Source organism: Hyphomicrobiales bacterium, assembly GCA_030688605.1.
GTDB lineage: Bacteria > Pseudomonadota > Alphaproteobacteria > Rhizobiales > NORP267 > JAUYJB01.
The window spans coordinates 1-17278 of record JAUYJB010000071.1; the positions used below are offsets into that span (position 1 = coordinate 1).

General features: G+C 66.0%; 14 protein-coding genes and 1 pseudogene. 6 read left to right on the plus strand and 9 right to left on the minus strand.

The genetic code is table 11. From position 1 onward, the window contains the following. Window positions 1-202 precede the first annotated feature (202 nt). Complete coding sequence (locus tag Q8P46_08745) at window positions 203-1267, minus strand: TRAP transporter substrate-binding protein (protein ID MDP2620251.1); 1065 nt, start codon at window positions 1265-1267, stop codon at window positions 203-205. 252 nt (window positions 1268-1519) lie between these two features. On the opposite strand from Q8P46_08745, the gene Q8P46_08750 reads away from it, so the two are divergent. The 4 genes from Q8P46_08750 to Q8P46_08765 all read left to right on the plus strand — a co-directional run bounded on the left by Q8P46_08750 (window position 1520) and on the right by Q8P46_08765 (window position 4549). Next, window positions 1520-1891: a LysR family transcriptional regulator gene (locus Q8P46_08750; protein MDP2620252.1), complete on the plus strand. Its 372-nt coding sequence runs from the start codon at window positions 1520-1522 to the stop codon at window positions 1889-1891. 72 nt (window positions 1892-1963) lie between these two features. After that, window positions 1964-2749 carry a molybdate ABC transporter substrate-binding protein gene (gene modA, locus Q8P46_08755; GenBank protein MDP2620253.1) on the plus strand — a complete coding sequence of 262 codons (786 nt, stop codon included), beginning with the start codon at window positions 1964-1966 and terminating at the stop codon, window positions 2747-2749. Window positions 2750-2760: 11 nt separating this feature from the next. Then, window positions 2761-3429: a molybdate ABC transporter permease subunit gene (gene modB, locus Q8P46_08760; protein MDP2620254.1), complete on the plus strand. Its 669-nt coding sequence runs from the start codon at window positions 2761-2763 to the stop codon at window positions 3427-3429. A gap of 1 nt (window position 3430) precedes the next feature. Next, window positions 3431-4549: an ABC transporter ATP-binding protein gene (locus tag Q8P46_08765; protein ID MDP2620255.1), complete on the plus strand. Its 1119-nt coding sequence runs from the start codon at window positions 3431-3433 to the stop codon at window positions 4547-4549. 38 nt (window positions 4550-4587) lie between these two features. On the opposite strand, the gene Q8P46_08770 is transcribed toward Q8P46_08765, so the two are convergent. From Q8P46_08770 to Q8P46_08785, 4 genes are all read right to left on the minus strand, one after another. After that, window positions 4588-5790: an MFS transporter gene (locus Q8P46_08770; protein MDP2620256.1), complete on the minus strand. Its 1203-nt coding sequence runs from the start codon at window positions 5788-5790 to the stop codon at window positions 4588-4590. Next, window positions 5781-6635, minus strand: a complete 855-nt coding sequence (locus tag Q8P46_08775) for a glycosyltransferase family A protein (protein ID MDP2620257.1) — start codon at window positions 6633-6635, stop codon at window positions 5781-5783. The genes Q8P46_08770 and Q8P46_08775 overlap by 10 nt, the downstream gene beginning before the upstream one ends. Before the next feature lie 59 nt (window positions 6636-6694). Next, window positions 6695-8746 (minus strand): nucleoside-diphosphate sugar epimerase/dehydratase, encoded by a 2052-nt coding sequence (locus Q8P46_08780; GenBank protein ID MDP2620258.1) that lies wholly within the window; start codon window positions 8744-8746, stop codon window positions 6695-6697. Between the two features lie 256 nt (window positions 8747-9002). Beyond that, the gene (locus Q8P46_08785) at window positions 9003-10697 is read right to left on the minus strand and encodes a thiamine pyrophosphate-binding protein (protein ID MDP2620259.1); all 1695 of its coding nucleotides are present in this window, start codon (window positions 10695-10697) and stop codon (window positions 9003-9005) included. A 171-nt stretch (window positions 10698-10868) separates the two neighbouring features. Here Q8P46_08785 and hpaR point away from each other — a divergent pair, with 171 nt between their 5' ends. Both hpaR and Q8P46_08795 read left to right on the plus strand, forming a co-directional pair. Further along, window positions 10869-11360 (plus strand): homoprotocatechuate degradation operon regulator HpaR, encoded by a 492-nt coding sequence (gene hpaR / locus Q8P46_08790; GenBank protein MDP2620260.1) that lies wholly within the window; start codon window positions 10869-10871, stop codon window positions 11358-11360. 152 nt (window positions 11361-11512) lie between these two features. Further along, window positions 11513-12826, plus strand: coding sequence for a Xaa-Pro peptidase family protein (locus tag Q8P46_08795; GenBank protein ID MDP2620261.1), 1314 nt, complete (start codon window positions 11513-11515; stop codon window positions 12824-12826). 27 nt (window positions 12827-12853) lie between these two features. Here the strand turns inward: Q8P46_08795 and Q8P46_08800 are convergent. The 4 genes and pseudogenes from Q8P46_08800 to Q8P46_08815 all read right to left on the minus strand — a co-directional run bounded on the left by Q8P46_08800 (window position 12854) and on the right by Q8P46_08815 (window position 16989). Then, window positions 12854-13258: pseudogene (locus Q8P46_08800) on the minus strand (integrase core domain-containing protein). A gap of 624 nt (window positions 13259-13882) precedes the next feature. Next, window positions 13883-14842 carry a protein-methionine-sulfoxide reductase catalytic subunit MsrP gene (gene msrP / locus Q8P46_08805; GenBank protein MDP2620262.1) on the minus strand — a complete coding sequence of 320 codons (960 nt, stop codon included), beginning with the start codon at window positions 14840-14842 and terminating at the stop codon, window positions 13883-13885. Window positions 14843-14950: 108 nt separating this feature from the next. Then, a complete protein-coding gene (locus Q8P46_08810; GenBank protein MDP2620263.1) occupies window positions 14951-15328 on the minus strand; it encodes a DUF4189 domain-containing protein in 378 nt (125 codons plus the stop codon). A 170-nt stretch (window positions 15329-15498) separates the two neighbouring features. Beyond that, window positions 15499-16989 carry an aldehyde dehydrogenase family protein gene (locus tag Q8P46_08815; GenBank protein MDP2620264.1) on the minus strand — a complete coding sequence of 497 codons (1491 nt, stop codon included), beginning with the start codon at window positions 16987-16989 and terminating at the stop codon, window positions 15499-15501. Between the last annotated feature and the right edge of the window lie 289 nt (window positions 16990-17278).

Here is a 17278-nt window from a genome sequence, read left to right on the forward strand (position 1 = left end):
AGCCGCAACACCGCCACGGCGCAAAAGAACCCGGCCTTCGGTGGGCCAAATCGGCCCACCGGGTTCGTTGCGGCGCTCGCCCGATATCCCGTATCGCGCGTCGCGGCCCGCGCCTGCCCGGATGAACCGATTTGGCCCATCCAATTGATCCCCTATAACCATGAACCGCTCTAGACGACCCGAAGCCGGGCGCGCTCTGCGGTCACTGGCCGGGCTGGGCGAAGCGCAGATGGACGCTCGCCTGCATGTCCTGGAACTTGCTCACCGTCTTGCGCAGGTCGTCGAGCAGCGCGGCTGCGTCGTGGCCCTGTTCGGTCATATCGACGATCCATTCCCCGTCCATGAACGCGATCTTGGCCCGCCAGCGCTTGAGCTCCTCGGGCGCCAGGGTATGGATGTATTCGCCGTTGACCTTGGCCTCCTCACGCGCCGCGCGGTCGGCCTCGTCCCAATGCCGGCCGATGAACGCCGCCCCGTAGCCGCCGCCGAACCGGTCGATGAGCGCCTTGTGCTCCGGCGCGAGGCTCTCATATCTGGCCTTGTTCATCACCACGGCGAAGACCGTCGTGTAAAGGCCGCCGGGGATCTCCAAATGGTAGCGCACGAGCCCGGTCAGCCGGTAGCTTGCGACCGCCTCCCACGGAAACAGCGTGCCTTGGGTGGTGCCGCGCAGGAGCGCTTGGTGGGCGTCGGCCGCCGTCATCGCCACCGGCACCGCGCCGAGCGCGCGGGCAATGGCCACGCCGCCGCCGCCGACGCGCAACCTCATTCCGGCCAAGTCTTCGTGCGTCCTCACCCGCGTCTTGGAATGCAGCATGCCCGGACCATGGACGAACAGGGTCACGAGCTTGACGTCGTTGAATTCCTGGTCCGCGATGTTGCGCGTGCCCCAGTCCCACAGCGCCTGGCTGCCGACCTCCGCGCTCGGCGACAGGAACGGCAGTTCTATGCCCCGCGTCACCGCGAAACGGTCGGGCATATAGCCGAGGACGGGAAACGCCAGGTCGGCGATGCCCTTCTTCGCCAGTTCGTACTGCCCTTGCGCCTTGGCCAACGGCGCTTCGTCGAGGACGACCTTCAAGCTGCCGCCGGAGGCCCTCTCGATCTGTGCCGCCCATTCCGTGAAGGTCTGATGGAGGTGGTGCATCGGCGGCACCCAGGTGGCCATGCGCAAGGTCACCGTCTCGGCCGAGACCATCGAGGAATGGGCCGTGGCGGCGAGCACCATCACCGCCAGCAGGATTGTACGAATTGCGTTTCCGATCATGCCTGGCTCCGCGCTCGACACGTACGGCCCGCCGTCCGAGGCGACAAGCCATGGTGGCAGGTCTGTCCTTGCGCCGGGCCGGAATCATAGGCGCCAAGATGATAAGAAACGGTGAGGGAATATCTCGACCTCGCGTGATTTCGGTTGGCTGCCGTTAAGCTTACCCGGTGCCTATTCCACGAACGGATGGGCGATTTGCTCGGCCGCCATGCCACTGGCACAAAGCGGCATGCAGCGGGTAATGTTGATGCCATGAAAGCGGGAAATCGCACCGTCGGCGCGCGGTTGCGCATCGTGCTCGAGCCGGACGTCGCCATCGGCCCGGGCAAGGCGGACATCCTCGAGAGCATTCGCCTTACCGGCTCGATCGCCGCTGCCGGCCGGCACATGGGCATGAGCTACAAGCGCGCCTGGCGACTGGTCGAGGCGATGAACCGCGCCTTCAAGACGCCACTGGTCGCCACGGCCAAGGGCGGTCGCGGCCATGGCGGCGCAACGCTGACGGACGCCGGCGAAGAGGTTCTCGCCCGCTACCGGCGCATGGAGCGGCTGACCCGGGACGCCATCGGCGCCGAAATGACGGCATTGCAGCGGCTCATGACCGACGGATCGCCGGACGGTTGACCCTGGCGCCCGCCCATGCGAAGCGATATGTTCAGACAAACATATCGAATGATGTCGCGTTCGAGGTCCTTCATGTCGCGACGCTTTTTCGTCGCCCTTCTTGCCGTCGCCGCGTTGGCCGCGAGCGCCTTGGGCGCGCGCGCCGAGGAGCCGCCGCTCATCGCCGCGGCCTCCGACCTTCAGTTCGCGCTTCCCGAGGTGGCGGCGGCATTTGAGCGCGACACCGGCCTTGCGGTGCGCCTCACCTTCGGCTCGTCCGGCAATTTCGCCCGCCAGATCCGCCAGAGGGCGCCGTTCGAGCTGTTCCTCTCGGCAGACGAGAACTATGTTCGCGAACTTGCGCGCGACGGGCTCACCCGCGACGAGGGCGCGCTCTACGCCCTGGGGCGGATCGTCATCGTCGCCCCGAAGGAGTCGGGCGTCGAGCCCGATGGCGCGCTCGAAGGCCTGAGGACGGCGCTCCGCGAAGGCCGGATCGAGAAGTTCGCCATCGCCAATCCGGAGCACGCTCCCTACGGCAAGCGCGCCGAGGAGGCCCTGCGCCACGCCGGGCTGTGGGGCGATCTTGAGGAAAAGCTCGTGCTCGGCGAGAACGTGTCGCAAGCAGCCCAGTTCGCCCTTTCGGGCGCGACCGAAGGCGGCATCATCGCCTATTCCCTGGCGCTGTCGCCGAAGATCGCAGGCCGCGCGCGCTTCGCGCTGATCCCGGAAGACTGGCACACGGCGCTGCGCCAGCGCATGGTGCTTCTGACCGGCGCCAGCGCCGCCGCGCAGCGCTTCCATGCCTATCTGCAAGGACCCGCGGCGCGGGCCATCCTGCGCAGGTTCGGCTTTCTGCTGCCCGGCGAGAACGCCTGAGGAGGCGCACAATGGACTGGGTGGCATTGGGACTTTCCTTCCGGCTCGGCGTCCTCACCGTACTGTTGCTGCTGCCGGTCGGCATTTTCTGCGGCCGGCAGCTTGCCTATCGCGACTTTCGCGGCAAGGTGCTCGTCGAGGCCGCGGTGGCGCTGCCGCTGGTCCTGCCGCCGACGGTGCTCGGCTATTATCTGCTCGTCGCCTTCGGCGCCGCCTCGCCGCTCGGCCAGGCCTGGCAGGGGGCGTTCGGCCAGCCGCTCGTGTTCAGCTTCGAGGGCTTGCTCATCGCCTCCCTCATCTTCAACCTGCCGTTCGCCATCCAGCCGATGCAGCGCGCCTTCGAGGCGATCCCCGGCGAGGTGCGCGAGGCGGCGCTGTGCTGCGGGATGACGCCGCGGCGGGTGCTGCAGAAGATCGAGCTGCCGCTCGCCTGGCCCGGCATCCTGACCGGGCTGGTGCTCGCGTTTGCCCACACGCTCGGCGAGTTCGGCATCGTGCTGATGGTCGGCGGCAGCATCCCCGGCGAGACGCGGACCATCGCGATTTCCATTTATGACCGCGTCCAGGCCTTCGACGAGGCGGCGGCCGGGCGCATGTCGGCGCTGCTGCTCGCCCTGTCGCTCGCGACCATCGCGCTCACCTTCGCCTTTTCGCGTCGCATCGGGCGCAGGTTCGGCTGACATGGCCGGACTCGCCGTCACCGTCGAGCAGACCGGGCCGATCCCGCTTGCGGCAAGTTTCTCCTGCCGCCGCGGAGAACTGCTGGCCCTCGTCGGCCCCTCCGGCAGCGGCAAGACGACGCTGTTGCGCAGCATTGCCGGCGTCTATCGCCCGCGCCGCGGGTTCATTCAAATCAACGGCAAGACCTGGCTCGACACCGATGCCGGCGTCAACCTGGCGCCACATCGGCGCGCGGCGGGGATCGTGTTTCAGAGCTATGCCCTGTTCCCGCACATGACGGCGCTCGAAAACGTCATTGCCGCCATGGACCATGTCGCCGCGGCGGCGCGGCGGGGCAAGGCGGCCGAGCTGTTGGCGCTCGTTCATCTCGCGGGCCTCGAGAACCGCCGGCCGGCCGAGCTTTCCGGCGGCCAGCAGCAGCGCGTTGCCGTCGCCCGGGCGCTCGCCCGCGAGCCGCAGGTGCTGCTGCTCGACGAGCCCTTCTCCGCGGTCGACAAGACGACGCGCGAGAAGCTCTATCGCGAGCTTGCCCTGCTGCGCCGCGAACTCTCGGTCCCGCTGGTGCTCGTCACCCACGACATCGACGAAGCGCTGATGCTCGCCGACGGCCTGTGCCTCTTGCATCACGGCCGCACCCTGCAGCAGGGACCGCCCCTCGAGCTGGTCCAGCGCCCGATCTCCATCGAGGCGGCGCGGCTGATCGGCCACCGCAACATTTTTGCCGGCGAGATCGAGGCGCACGATGCCGCCCGGCGCCTGACGCTCTTGCGCTGGAACGGCCATGTGCTGGAGGTTGCGCGGGCCGAGAATTTCGCGCCCGGCGCACGCGTCGCCTGGCTCATTCCGCCCTCGAAGGTGGTGCTGCACCGGCGCGACCGGCCGTCGCGCGGTGAAGCAGAAAACCCGGTTTCCGGCGTCATCGCCGAACACCTCATCCTCGGCGACACGACCCTCAATGTCCTCAACGTCGACGGAACGGCCGACCGACCGCTGAGCTTTCACGTGCCGCGGCACGTCGCCGAGCGCAACCGGCTCGCCGCCGGCGAGAAGGCGAGCGTCTCGCTTCTGGCCGACGCCATCCACATCATGCCGCCGGAGGGACCGGCCGACGCGGCGTAGAAGGCGGGGAACCGTTGGCCCGAAATGAACCGCTGGCTTCAGGCTTTCTCCGGCTGGCGCAGCAACAAGGCGCTGCCGAGGAGCGTCATGGCCGAGACGGCCATGAAGCCGGAAAAATACCCTCCCGTTGCCTTGATCAGGACTCCGAAAATGGGCGGCCCCACCATCAGGCCGAGGAAAGCCAGGGACGACATGGCGCCGGTCAGCGCGCCGACCCCGCCCGGCGGCGCCACGTGCGCCACCTCGGCGAGGAACACGCCGTTCCAGCCGACCGCCGTCATGCCGAACAGAATGCCGACGGCGACGATCGCGGTGAGCGGCCAATCGGGGCTGAACAGAGCCGTGGCGCCGGCCGCCGCCGCCATGGCCGCGCCCAGCCCGACAAGCACCGGTTTTGCGGATTTCAGCCAGGACGCGACGATGCCCCACAGAATGCGTCCCCCTGCCCCGCCGAGCTGGGCGGCGGCAAGGACCGCCCCGGCGGCAACCAGCGTCAGGCCCAGGTCCTCGGACAGGTACGGCACGAGATAGGTGAACAGCACGCCCTGGGCGACCGCAAAGCAAAGCGACGCCGCACCCAGCAGCAGATAGGCGGAATTTTTCGCAACCAGGCGAAGCGAGCCAAGTCCCAACAACGACCGGTCGCTCGACCTGGGCAGCCCGCCGTCGAGCCACGTCCGCAGGGTCTGGGCAGTGAGCGCGAGCCCGATGCAGACAACACCGAGAATAAGGGACGTCCCCTGCCATCCGATCAGATGGACCAGGGTCGGAATGGCCGCTCCGGCAAGCGCCCCGCCGACCGGAATCGCCGTTTGCTTGACCGAGAATATGACCGGTTGCAGCCTCGGCGGCGTGACGTGCTTGAGCAGGTCCGAGCCTGCCGCCGTCAGCGGGCCATAGCCGGCGCCGATGATAAGCGAACCCAAAGCCATCAGCGGCAGATCCGCACTTGCCAGCAGGCAGAGCCCGGCACCGACGAGAAGCAGGCAGCCCTGCGAGGTCCGGATAGGTCCGACATTCGCCGCCAAGCCGCCGACGGATGTGGCCGACAGAATGGCCGCCCCATAGACGAGAAAGGGATAGGCGCCGATCCATTCGATGCTCAGCCCCAGCTCCGCCATTGCCGCGACCGCGAAGATGGGCGGCGCCAGGAGGCCGGCGATGGCGGTGGTGTGAAGCACCATCAACGCAAGCAGCGGGACGAGATACGGCGGCACGCCCGGCGCCTTACTCACTGCCACCAGTCTCCAAGCTGCTTTCTCAGCCGCGGTGCCTTCACAAGCGAGTAGACAAATCGCGACGCCATCCGAATGAATTGCCGTTCGTTTCGCGCCGCCGCAGCCTCCTCCACGGCAAGCCAGGCATCCAGGCGCCGGAAGAGATCGGAAGCAAGCGGCTCGTCTCCCGTTTGAGAATATCTTGCTCGCAACCGGGCCGCGGCGCCATCGACCTCCTGGCTTGTTGCGTTGCGCCCGCGGCGAATGGTTGCTTCGACGCTAGGCACGACCTCAAGCCTGCCGCCGGCCTTGGCAAAGCGGATGAACAGATCCAGATCCTCAAGCCTGCGCAGCGCGGAATCGAAACCGCCGATCCGGGCGAGGTCGGACATCGCCATGAGTAGGGTGGACCCGGGGCAGAACCAGCAGCCGCTGACGAAATCGGAAAGTTGCGCGCTGGGCCGCGGGTGGCGGGTCGCAGAAGCCCCACGCGCATCCAGCCAGTTCCACCCGCACGAGACGGCCGTCATGTCGGGCCGGCCCAGGCTCTCGAAGATCTCAACCTGGCGCGATAGCTTGGTGGGCGCCCAGATATCGTCCGAGTCAAGAAACGCAACATGGGTCGTGCCGATCGATTCAAGCCCCACCCCGCGCGCGGCCGATGCTCCCGAATTCCTCTTCAATCGGCGTATTGTAATGCGAGGGTCGCCGCCGAGGGAGGGCTGCAAGCTCAAAGGCGGCTGCGAACAATCGTCGACGAGCACGATTTGCGCAGCTTGAAAACTTTGCTTCAGAACCGACTCAACGGCCGCGGCGGCGCCGTCGGGTCGATTGTAGACCGGTATGATGACGCCCACGGATATTTGCATCGGAACTGAAGATGGCAGCCGTCGAGAAAACCAGGACGCCGACCGGCCAGCGTGAGTTTTCAACTGGCGGCGGATTGTCCTGGCTTGGCGGCGGATTTTCCGGGTTTGGCGAGATAGACGATCTTGTCGGCATCGGGCGCGGCGGCGGTGTTGGTGTCGGCCTCCGGCATGTGGCCGCTATAGTCCGGCACCAGCTTGCCGATCAGCCGCAACAGCGCCGTCTCGTCGCCCTGCTTGGCCGCCGCCTCGATGCGCTTTAAGGCCGTCACCAGCGCCTCGAACGGCACCGAGCGCGGCTTGGCCGCAAACACGCCCTCAATGTCGATCCGGCTCACCGGCTCGCCGGCGTGGAACAGCTCCTCCCGCAACCGCTCGCCGGGACGGATGCCGACGATCTCGATGGCGATGTCCTGGTCCGGCTCAAACCCGGCAAGACGGATCATCCGGTGCGCAAGGTCGATGATCTTCACCGGCTTGCCCATGTCGAGCATGAACACCGAGCCGTCATGCGCGGGATCGGCAAGCCCGTGCGCGGTCGCCGACAGAACCAGTGAGGTCGCCTCGCTCACGCTCATGAAGTAGCGCTCCATCTCCGGATGGGTGACGGTCACCGGACCGCCCTGCTCGATCTGCTCCCGGAACACCCACAACACCGAGCCGTTGGAGGCCAGAACATTGCCGAAACGCACCGACAGGAAGCGCGTCGGCGCGCCCCTCGCCCCAGTGATCTTGGCGCCAGCGACCTTGGAGCCTGCGCTGGCGCCGCTGTCGAGCGCCTGGCAGTAAAGCTCCGCCACCCGCTTGGTGGCGCCCAGGAAGGAGCTCGGCTTGATCGCCTTGTCGGTGGAGATCAAAACCATGGCCAACGCCCCGTGCGCCTTGGCCGCGTCGGCGACGTTGCGGGTGCCGATGATGTTGGTCATGGCGCCGGCGGCGCGATTGTCCTCGACGATCGGAAGCTGCTTCAGGGCCGCGGCGTGGAACACAAGCTCGGGCCGGAACTCCGCAAACAGCGCCTCGATCTGCGCCCGATCGCGCACGTCGCAGATGCGGCCGATCACCTCAAGCCCGGGGCGAACCGCCTCCAGCGCCCGCAACACCTGATAAAGCGCAAACTCCGAATTCTCCGCAATCACCACCCGATGCGCGCCAAGCTCGGCCACCTGCTGGCAGATCTCACTACCGATCGAGCCCCCGCCGCCGGTCACCACAACCCTGCGCCCGCCCACCAGCGCGCGGATCTCTCCCTCGTTCAGCTTCACCGTCGGACGCTCCAGCAGATCCTCCATGCGGATCGGCGCAAGCTGCGGGGCAAGCTCAAGCCGCGCCGAAAGCGCCCCCTTGGCAATGCGCCCGACCACAAGATCAAGACGCCGCGCCTGCTCGATCAGCGCCACCGGATTGTCCTGGCGCTCAAGCGCCTCGCGCGTGAACAACAGCCGCCGCGGCACGATCCCCTTGCGCGACAGAGACCCGACAACGCCGGCCAGATCCTCGCTCAGGCCGACAACGTCGACGCCGCGGATCGTCTGCCTCAGATCGGCACGGCTCTGCGCCAAAAGCCCGACAACGCGCAAGGTCGGATAGGGCGTGCTCTGCAAAAGCCGGATCAGCATCTCCGTCTCCGCACCCGTGCCCACAACCAGCGCCGGGATCGCGTCCGCCGCATGCCCTCGGCCCCGCCCGCGCCGGGAATCCGCATAAACCCGGTAGGCCAGTCGCGGCGCGCTCAGCATCCCGATCTGCAGAAACCAATACACGAACACCACCGTCCGCGGCACCACGATCTGGCCGCGGGCGAGAAAGTCGACGGCCACCAGCGCAACCGTCAGAACCGTCGCCGCCCGCACGATGTTGGCCAGATCCGGCGTCGAGGCAAACCGCCACACCCCGCGGTAAAGCCCGCAGATGCGAAACACCCCCGCCGCCAGCGGTACCATGATCGCAAGCGTCAACAGAAGATCGTCCGCAAACAGGTGCGCGCCGCGCGGAATCTCCCTGAACCGGATCCAGAAACTCGCCCCAACCGCAAGCGCCGACATCAACACGTCATGGATGATGACGATGTATTTGCGCCAAATCGGCCCAAGTTCAACCAGAATCCGTCTCATGCCCAAATGCTAGCCAAGTTGGACGGCGATATGCGCATGCGAAGACGCTGGCATTCGCACGTCTGACTGTCCCACTACGCAAATTTGTCCACGACAAATCGCGGCCGCATCGCCGTCATAGCACGGAATACGCACGGTATACTAATGGAATAAAAACGCGATAGACAGCAAAGAATTTAGCCGCCCAATACACGAAATGTATCCGTTACGGAAGATTCGTGGATTGGCCCCTCAGATGGGGTCTTAAGAATACAGTCTAAGTGATTTTATTCTTGACCGCAATAGCTTTGGCCCGAATTTCGCTCAATGTCGTGTTCGGCGAGATCGCTTCCGGATCGATCCGCAGCTCGATCAGCGCCGGAAGCCTGCTGGCAATGGCGCGCTCGAAGGCCGGCGCGAATTCCGCGGTGCGCACGACCAGCTCGCCGTGACCGCCGAAGGCGCGGGCGAGCGCCGCGAAATCGGGGTTTTCCAGCGCCGTCCCGCTCACCCGTCCCGGATAGGCGCGCTCCTGGTGCATGCGGATGGTGCCGTACATGGCGTTGTTGACGACGACAACGACGATGGCAAGGCCGTACTGGCAGGCGGTGGCGAATTCCTGGCCGGTCACGAGGAAACAGCCGTCGCCGGCAAAGGCGATGACGCTGCGCTCGGGATAGAGCCGTTTGGCGGCAATCGCCGCCGGCACACCGTAGCCCATGGAGCCGGAGGTCGGTCCGAGCAAGGTGCGGAATTGCCGGTAGCGGTAGAACCGGTTCGGCCAGGCCGAATAATTGCCGGCGCCGTTGGTGAGAATGGCATCCGCCGGAAGCCTCGTCCTGAGCCAATCCATGATCTCGCCGAGCTGCACGTCGCCGGGGATCCGCGGCGGCTCGGTCCATTGCAGATAGTCGTCACGGGCCCGCGCGGTCGCTTCGGCCCAACCCGGTTTTTTCGGCGGTTCAAGGCCGGCCAGCGCGCGGGCCATCGGGCCCATGGCGGCGTTGATGCCGAGCGCCGGCTGGTAGACGCGGCCGATTTCCTCGGCGCCAGGAAAGACGTGGATCAGCGTCATGCGCGGCTTGGGCACATCGAGAAGCCTGTAGCCGCCGGTGGTCATCTCGCCGAGCCGGGCGCCGAGCACCAGAAGCACATCGGCGCCCTGGATCCGCTGCCACAGCTTCGGGTTGACGCCGATGCCGACATCGCCGGCATAGTTGGGATGGTCGTTGTCGAAATAGCTCTGGCAGCGGAACGACACGCCGACGGGAAGGCGCCAGGTCTCCGCAAAACGCCGAAGATCGGCGCAAGCCGCTTCGCTCCAGCCACCGCCGCCCACCAGAACGAACGGCTTCCTGGCGGCGGCTAGCAAATCCTTCAGGCGCGACATGTCGCCTTGACCAGGATGGGCCTCGGCGCGCCGGTAGGGGTCGACCGGCTTGAGGCGGGCGGTGGCGGAGAGCACGTCCTCGGGTAGCGCCAGCACCACCGGGCCCGGCCGGCCCGAGGTGGCGGTATGGAAGCCGCGGGTGACGAATTCGGGGATGCGCGCCGGATCGTCGATCTCGGCCACCCATTTGGCCAACGGGCCGTACATGCGCCGATAGTCGATCTCCTGAAACGCCTCGCGCTCCTGCGTGCCGCGCGCGACCTGGCCGATGAACAGGATCATGGGCGTCGAGTCCTGTTGCGCGATGTGCACGCCGGCGCTGGCGTTGGTGGCGCCCGGCGCGCGGGTGACGAAGCAGATGCCGGGTTCTCCGGTGAGCTTGCCGAAAGCCTCGGCCATCATCGCCGCACCGCCCTCCTGGCGGCACACGGTGAGCGTCAGGGGGGCGTCGTAAAGCGCGTCGAGGACCGGCAGAAAGCTTTCCCCCGGCACGCAGAAAACATGGCTTGCGCCGTGGGCAAGAAGCGTATCGACGAGAATTTCGCCGCCGCTCAGCAATCTTTCCCTAGTGCCTTTAGCCATGGCGATTGCCGGTTGGAATGCGCGATTGTCGGCCATTGGTAGAGTATCCGGGCGCCAGCGGAAAGAGCGTTCGGCGATGACGCCGCCGCCGCCGCGGACTGCGGCATCAAAGTGATCCCACATATCCCGATAATGCATTAAATTGCTCCTCTTCGATTGGGTGGGTGATCGATGACCGACAGAGTGCAGACCGGCGGCAGCGACCGCCCACCGAGCGCGGCCGAGCCGCAGAGCGAAACGCTGCGCAGCTTCAGGCGCTCGCTGCCGGTCCTGCTGCTGACGGCGCGCGAAGCGGTGATGACCTATTTTCGCCCCATGCTGCGCGCCCACGGGCTGACCGAGCAGCAGTGGCGGGTGCTGCGCGCCCTCGACAGCGAGGGGCCGGTCGAGGCGGCCGAACTCGCGCGCCTTACCAGCATCCTGCCACCGAGCCTGTCGCGCATCCTCAAGCTCGTCGAACGCAAGGGCTGGATTACCCGCCGCTCCAACCAGTCCGATCTGCGCCGGACGGTGATCGCCATCTCGGCCAAGGGCCGCACGGTGATCCGGAAGATCGCGCCGGAGGCGGAGGCGCAACACCGGCGGATCACCGAATCCTTCGGCGCCGAGGAGGCCGACGCGCTGGTGCGCGAGCTGATCCGGCTGGCGATGCTGAAGCCGTAACACCTCGGCCTAACGCCCTGTGAATGGTACCAATTGACAGCGGCGGGCTTGCGGAACATGTTGGTGCAATCGATTGCGCGGCGGCCGGGGGAACGCAAAACCCGACAACGGGACCAGCCCGCGGGCCCACCAATCCACGAGGAGGAAATCCCATGGCCAGACCTGCCCGTAACCGCGCCTTGTCGCCGCGTTTGGTGCGGCCGAAGGATCTCGATCCGCACTGGGCCTGGGATCGGGCGCTGCCGTCGCCGGGGCATATGTCGGTCGATTTCGAGGGCCGCGTCGATTTCCACCGGCTGCGCAAATACCGCCTGTCGCGCGCCCGCCAGGCGTTGAAAAACTCCAAATGCGGCGCGCTCGTGCTCTTCGACGTCAACAATATCCGCTATGTGTCGGCGACCAAGATCGGCGAATGGGAGCGCGACAAGCTGTGCCGCTTCGCGCTGTTTGCCGGCGACGAGGAGCCGGTGGTCTGGGACTTCGGCTCGGCGGCCGTCCACCACCGGCTTTATTGCGACTGGCTGCCGGACGAGAATTGCCGCGCCGGGGTCACCGGCATGCGCGGCACGATCCCGCCCGACGTCGGCCTGATGAAGGGTCACGCCGAGGAGATCGCTTCGCTCATCAAGCAGGCCGGCGTCGCCAGCATGCCGGTCGGCCTCGACATTGCCGAGACGGCGATGTTCTTCGAGTTGCGGAAGGCGGGGCTCGACATCGTCGACGGCCAGCAGATCATGCTCGACGCGCGCGAGATCAAGAACATCGACGAAATCATCCTCCTGAACCAGGCCGCCGCGATGGTCGACGGCACGTATCACGTCATATATGAGGAGCTGAAGCCCGGCGTGCGCGAGAACGACATCGTCGCGCTCGCCAATCAGCTGCTCTACGAAATGGGCTCCGACGATGTCGAGGCGATCAACGCCATCTCCGGCGAGCGCTGCAACCCGCACCCGCACAATTTCACCGACCGGCTGATCCGCCCCGGCGACCAGGCCTTTTTCGACATTCTGCAGTCCTATCAGGGCTACCGCACCTGCTACTACCGCACCTTCAATGTCGGCCGCGCCACCAGCGCCCAGCAGGACGCCTACAAGCAGTGCCGCGACTGGCTCGACGAGGCGATCGGGCTGATCACGCCCGGCGTCTCGACCGACACGGTGGCCGCCGTCTGGCCCAAGGCGGAGGATTTCGGCTTCCCCAACGAAAAGGCCGCCTTCGGGCTTCAGTTCGGCCACGGGCTCGGCCTTGCGCTGCATGAGCGGCCGATCATCTCGCGGCTGGTCTCGCTCGACCATCCGATGGAGATCAAGACCGGCATGGTGTTCGCGTTGGAGACCTACTGCCCGGCGCGCGACGGCTTTTCCGCGGCGCGCATCGAGGAGGAGGTCGTGGTGACGGACACAGGTTGCCAGGTCATCACGCACTTCCCGGCCGAGGAGCTGCCGATCGCCAACGCGTATTAGCCGGCCCGTCATCGCCGGGCTTGATGCTCAGTCCGGAGACATGATTGACAGCTGTTCGGGGACATCGCTGACACGTTGATTGTTGTCCTTGGCTCACATGTTCAGGTCAATGGTCGAGATGCGCGTGGCGCCGAAGAAGATGCCGTTGCGGCCGTCTTGGCCGCGCGGGCGGATGGCGACGCGTTCTCCGGAAAAGGCCTGCGGAACCTTCCACAGGCGGTTCTTGAAGCTGACATAGCTCTTGGTCGTTCCCACCCGGCGCACGATGTCCTCGGGAGCATATTCGGCCTCCGGCAACGTCTTGGGCATGGGCCGCGAGGAGGGGCGATAGCGGCTCGCCGGCACCGCCATGTCCAAACCCTGATGGGGACGCGCCGCATTGTAGATCTCCCGCCATTCATCGAAGGCCTTCTGGACCTGGATGAGATCGCGCAGAGGCCGCAGCGAAGCGGAGAGCCGGGATCCAGTAACCCCCAGCGTCAATGATTGAACTTCGAGGCTACTGGGTCACCCGGTCAAGCCGGGTGACGACGAATGAGGGTTGATCGAAGCCCTGCCCCCCCTCCTTCGCCATTGCCGGGCTCGACACGCCTGCCCTCGGCCTCGCAAAGCGAGACACGGGGGGTGACGATCTGGATGAAAGGCGACCTGAGTCCGGCCCGGCTTCACTGGGCTGCTCTCCCCGACAAGGGGCTATCGTATGCACACATCTCAAGTGAGCCGCCCAAGCCATTTCGAAAAAGCGAGTCTTTCCAACAAATGCGAAGGCACCAGATACTGACCGTTTCTCCTAAGGTAGGGCAGATAAGTTATTGGAATCATTGAGGTCAAAAGATGTGTGAATCCGATAGCCGACAAGGGGAGGGAGTGGAACCCCGGAAATCCGCCAAGGACATCGTCGTCCTTTCGGCCCCGGAAGGAGGCAAGGCGCGGGCGCTGCAACTCTTTTCTCGCCCCGCGCGGCCCGGCCTTGCCGATCCCCCCTCCCCGTGAAGGGGCGGGGGAAAGGTGTTCTGCTGTTTATGCCCCCTTCCCCTCGGCGGAGGGGGGAGCTGCCTACATAAAGAGATTCTCGCCACTCAGGCCGGCGTAAAGGTCGGCGACATAGTCGCCATAGCCGTTGAAAAGCCTGGTGGGGATGCGCCCGTCGGTGCCGAGCACACGCTCCGTCGCCTGGCTCCAGCGCGGATGCGGCACCTGCGGGTTGACGTTAGCCCAGAAGCCGTACTCATTGCCGGCGATCTCCTCCCAGAAGCTCACCGGCCGCTCGCGCACGAAGGAGAAGCCGACGATCGACTTGATCGACTTGAAGCCGTATTTCCACGGCACGTGGAGGCGCAAGGGCGCGCCGAACTGTTTCGCCGCCGGCTTGCCATAAGCGCCGGTGACCATGAAGGCGAGGTCGTTGGCGGCTTCCGCCATGGTCAGACCCTCGACATAGGGCCACGGATACCAGGACTGGCGCTGGCCGTGGGCGGCATCGGAATCCATGAAGGTCTCCATGCGCAGATATTTCGCCGCCGACAGGGGCTTGGCCAGCTCCACGAGGCGCGAGACCGGGAACCCGGTCCAGGGGATGGTCATCGACCAAGCCTCGACGCAGCGGTGCCGGTAGAGCCGCTCTTCCAGTCCCATCTTGCGGATCAGCTCGTCGATGTCGATTTCGAACGGCTTTTCCACCTCGCCGTCGATCTTCACCATCCACGGCCGCACCTTCAGCGCCTGCGCAGCCTTGGAGATCTCCTTGTGCGAGCCGAACTCGTAGAAATTATTGTAGGTGGAATTAAGCTCTTCCGGCGTGATGTCGCGATCGATGCGGTAGGCCAGGTTGCGCCTGGCCGGATAGAGGTCCGCCGTCGGCACCATCTCCATCTCGGCGCGGGCGAAATGCGGCAGCACGGTGAGCGCCACCGCGGCCCCGCCAGCGGCCATGAGCTGGCGGCGGTTCACATAGACATGCTCGGGCGTCGCCGCAGATTCCGGCAGCTCCCAGCCCCTCGGGCGCTTGATCAGCATGGATCGCTGCTCCTCTTCCGGCGATTCTTCGAATTAGAATAGGTTAAAACGCGCAGCGCCGACAAGTCACGCTTGCGCGAGGGACGGTTGATCGCCCGGCGGGCTTCGCTATCGGCCGTTGCAGGCCCAGACCACGATATCGCAGACGTCCCACAGGGCGATTTCACAGTCATCCAGCGCATTATCCTCGGCTTGCGCGCGATTTCGGCCGGTGCCGACGCCAAATTCGCTGTCGCCGTCGATGGCGCCGTAGGCATAGGCGCCGCAGCCGCGGGCGAAGGTGATCACCGCCTTGCAGCCACCGCCGCAATCCCGCACCGCCCGGTTGATCGCCGCCTGCTCGGTTGAATAGTCGTAGGAATAGCCCCAGCGCGACGCCTGCTCGTTGGAGACGGCGATTGCGCCCCAGGCCCACGCCGCCGCCAGCTGCTGCAGAACAACCGGGCCGGCAAGCGCCAGCAAGCCCGCCACGCGCAACGTCTTCATGGCCATACCCCCTCAATCACGGTCCGCCGACGCGACGCGGCCGCCGGCTCAAGAATTCTTAGGATTCCATGACTTACGAGATGTTGAAAAAGTACAACGGAAGGTGATGCATGCGTTCCCCCTCCCCGGTGGGGAGAGGTCTTGTCTGCGCTGGTCGCCACAGGCACGCCTCACCCGCGCGGGGTCAGGCGTATATGGATGTTCTTCTCCTGGGTGAAGGCGAGGAGCTCGGCCAAGCTCTCCTCGCGGCCGAGGCCGGAGTGCTTGTAGCCGCCGAAGGGCGCCCCGATGAAGTGGCGCGAGACCTCGTTGACCCACACATAGCCCGCCTCGACGGCAGCCGCCGTGCGATGGGCGGTGGCAAGATCCTTGGTCCAGATCGAACAGGTGAGCCCGTAATCGACCGCGTTCACCGCCGCGATCATCGCCTGCTCGTCCTCCCATTCGAACACGGCAAGCACCGGGCCGAAGACCTCCTGGGTGGCGATGGTCATGTCCGGGCGCATGTCGGCGAAAACGGTCGGCTCGATGAACAGGCCGTCGGCGAGGTTGGGGTCGTCCGGGCGTTTGCCGCCGCAGAGGAGGCGCGCGCCCTCTTGTCTTGTCGTCTCGATGAAGCCCATGATGCGGTCGTACTGGACCTTGGAGACGATCGCCCCCATGGTCGTCTCACGCTCGGTGGGCGGGCCCGGGCGGTAGTGCTTCACCCGCTCCTGCATCAACTTAAGCACCTCAGGATAGATTGCCTTGTGGACGAAGGCGCGGCTGGTCGAGCCGCACGACTGGCCGCACCAGGTGAAGTTCATGCCGTCGACGACCGCTTTTGCCACCTGTTGCGGGTCGGCGTCGGCAAAGGCGATGAGGGCGTTCTTGCCGCCGAGCTCCAGCAGCACCTCCTTGAGCGTGTCGGAGGCTGCCCGCATCACCGCCCTGCCCGTCGGCACCGAGCCGATTACCGAGATCTTGGCAACGTCAGGATGCGAAGCGAGCACCGCGCCGACCTCCTTGCCGCCCGGCACCACATTGAAGACGCCCGGCGGCAGCACGCCGTCGATCAGCTCGGTGAGACGCAGGGTCGACAGCGGCGCCTGCTCCGGCGGTTTCATCACCACCGTATTGCCGGCCGCCAAGGGGGCCGCCATCTTGCCGGCGCAGAACATGAACGGATGGTTGAAGGGAAAGATGCGGCCGACGACGCCGAGCGGTTCGCGCACCGTCAGGTTGACCGCGTCAGGCCCCATCGGGATTGTGCTCCCTTTCGCCTCCGTCACGAGGCCTGCGAAGAATTCAAGCTGGGCGGCGCCGACGGTGGCGTCGCCGATCATCTCGCCGAACGGGTTGCCGCAGTCTGCCGCGTCGATCAGCGCCAGCTCCTCGGCATTGTCGCGGACGATCTGGGCGATGCGCCTGAGGGCTGCCGCCCGCTGCAGGGGCGGGGTCGCGCGCCACGACGGAAACCCCTTTTTCGCCGCCGCGATGGCGGCCTCGGCGTCGGCGGCGGTGCAGTCGGCGACCTCAGCCAGGAGCTGGCCATCGCCGGGGCTGTAATCCTCGATGGTGCGGCCCGATTTCGGCTTGTGCCAGGCGCCGCCATAATAGGGGTTCCGGTGCTTCGGCAGCGGCAGCGGCTGCGCCGGCCGGCTCTCCTTCTTTTTCAACATGGCTCCCTCCCTGCTCGCATTTTTGCGCGCACCTGGATCATGATGATTTCAGGTTGACGCACATCTCATCGCTCCTCCCCCTTCCGGCGGAGGAGAAGGATATCTTGCAAGCGGCCCCGCTATCGCGTTGCCGACCGAACCTGAACGCATCTCTCCCTAGAGCGGTTCATGGTTATAGGGAATCAATTTGATGGGCCAAATCGGTTCATCCGGGCAGGCGCGGCGCGACGCGCGATATGGGATATCGGGCGAGCGCCGCAACGAACCCGGTGGGCCGATTTGGCCCATC

Bases quoted from the DNA above. Each gene is read 5' to 3' on its own strand.
- msrP (MDP2620262.1), bottom strand. From the start codon at position 14,842: ATGCTGATCAAGCGCCCGAGGGGCTGGGAGCTGCCGGAATCTGCGGCG.
- Q8P46_08775 (MDP2620257.1), bottom strand. From the start codon at position 6,635: ATGCAAATATCCGTGGGCGTCATCATACCGGTCTACAATCGACCCGAC.
- Q8P46_08785 (MDP2620259.1), bottom strand. From the start codon at position 10,697: ATGGCTAAAGGCACTAGGGAAAGATTGCTGAGCGGCGGCGAAATTCTC.
- Q8P46_08810 (MDP2620263.1), bottom strand. From the start codon at position 15,328: ATGAAGACGTTGCGCGTGGCGGGCTTGCTGGCGCTTGCCGGCCCGGTT.
- Q8P46_08745 (MDP2620251.1), bottom strand. From the start codon at position 1,267: ATGATCGGAAACGCAATTCGTACAATCCTGCTGGCGGTGATGGTGCTC.
- modB (MDP2620254.1), top strand. From the start codon at position 2,761: ATGGACTGGGTGGCATTGGGACTTTCCTTCCGGCTCGGCGTCCTCACC.
- Q8P46_08765 (MDP2620255.1), top strand. From the start codon at position 3,431: ATGGCCGGACTCGCCGTCACCGTCGAGCAGACCGGGCCGATCCCGCTT.
- hpaR (MDP2620260.1), top strand. From the start codon at position 10,869: ATGACCGACAGAGTGCAGACCGGCGGCAGCGACCGCCCACCGAGCGCG.
- Q8P46_08780 (MDP2620258.1), bottom strand. From the start codon at position 8,746: ATGAGACGGATTCTGGTTGAACTTGGGCCGATTTGGCGCAAATACATC.
- Q8P46_08795 (MDP2620261.1), top strand. From the start codon at position 11,513: ATGGCCAGACCTGCCCGTAACCGCGCCTTGTCGCCGCGTTTGGTGCGG.
- Q8P46_08750 (MDP2620252.1), top strand. From the start codon at position 1,520: ATGAAAGCGGGAAATCGCACCGTCGGCGCGCGGTTGCGCATCGTGCTC.
- Q8P46_08815 (MDP2620264.1), bottom strand. From the start codon at position 16,989: ATGTTGAAAAAGAAGGAGAGCCGGCCGGCGCAGCCGCTGCCGCTGCCG.
- modA (MDP2620253.1), top strand. From the start codon at position 1,964: ATGTCGCGACGCTTTTTCGTCGCCCTTCTTGCCGTCGCCGCGTTGGCC.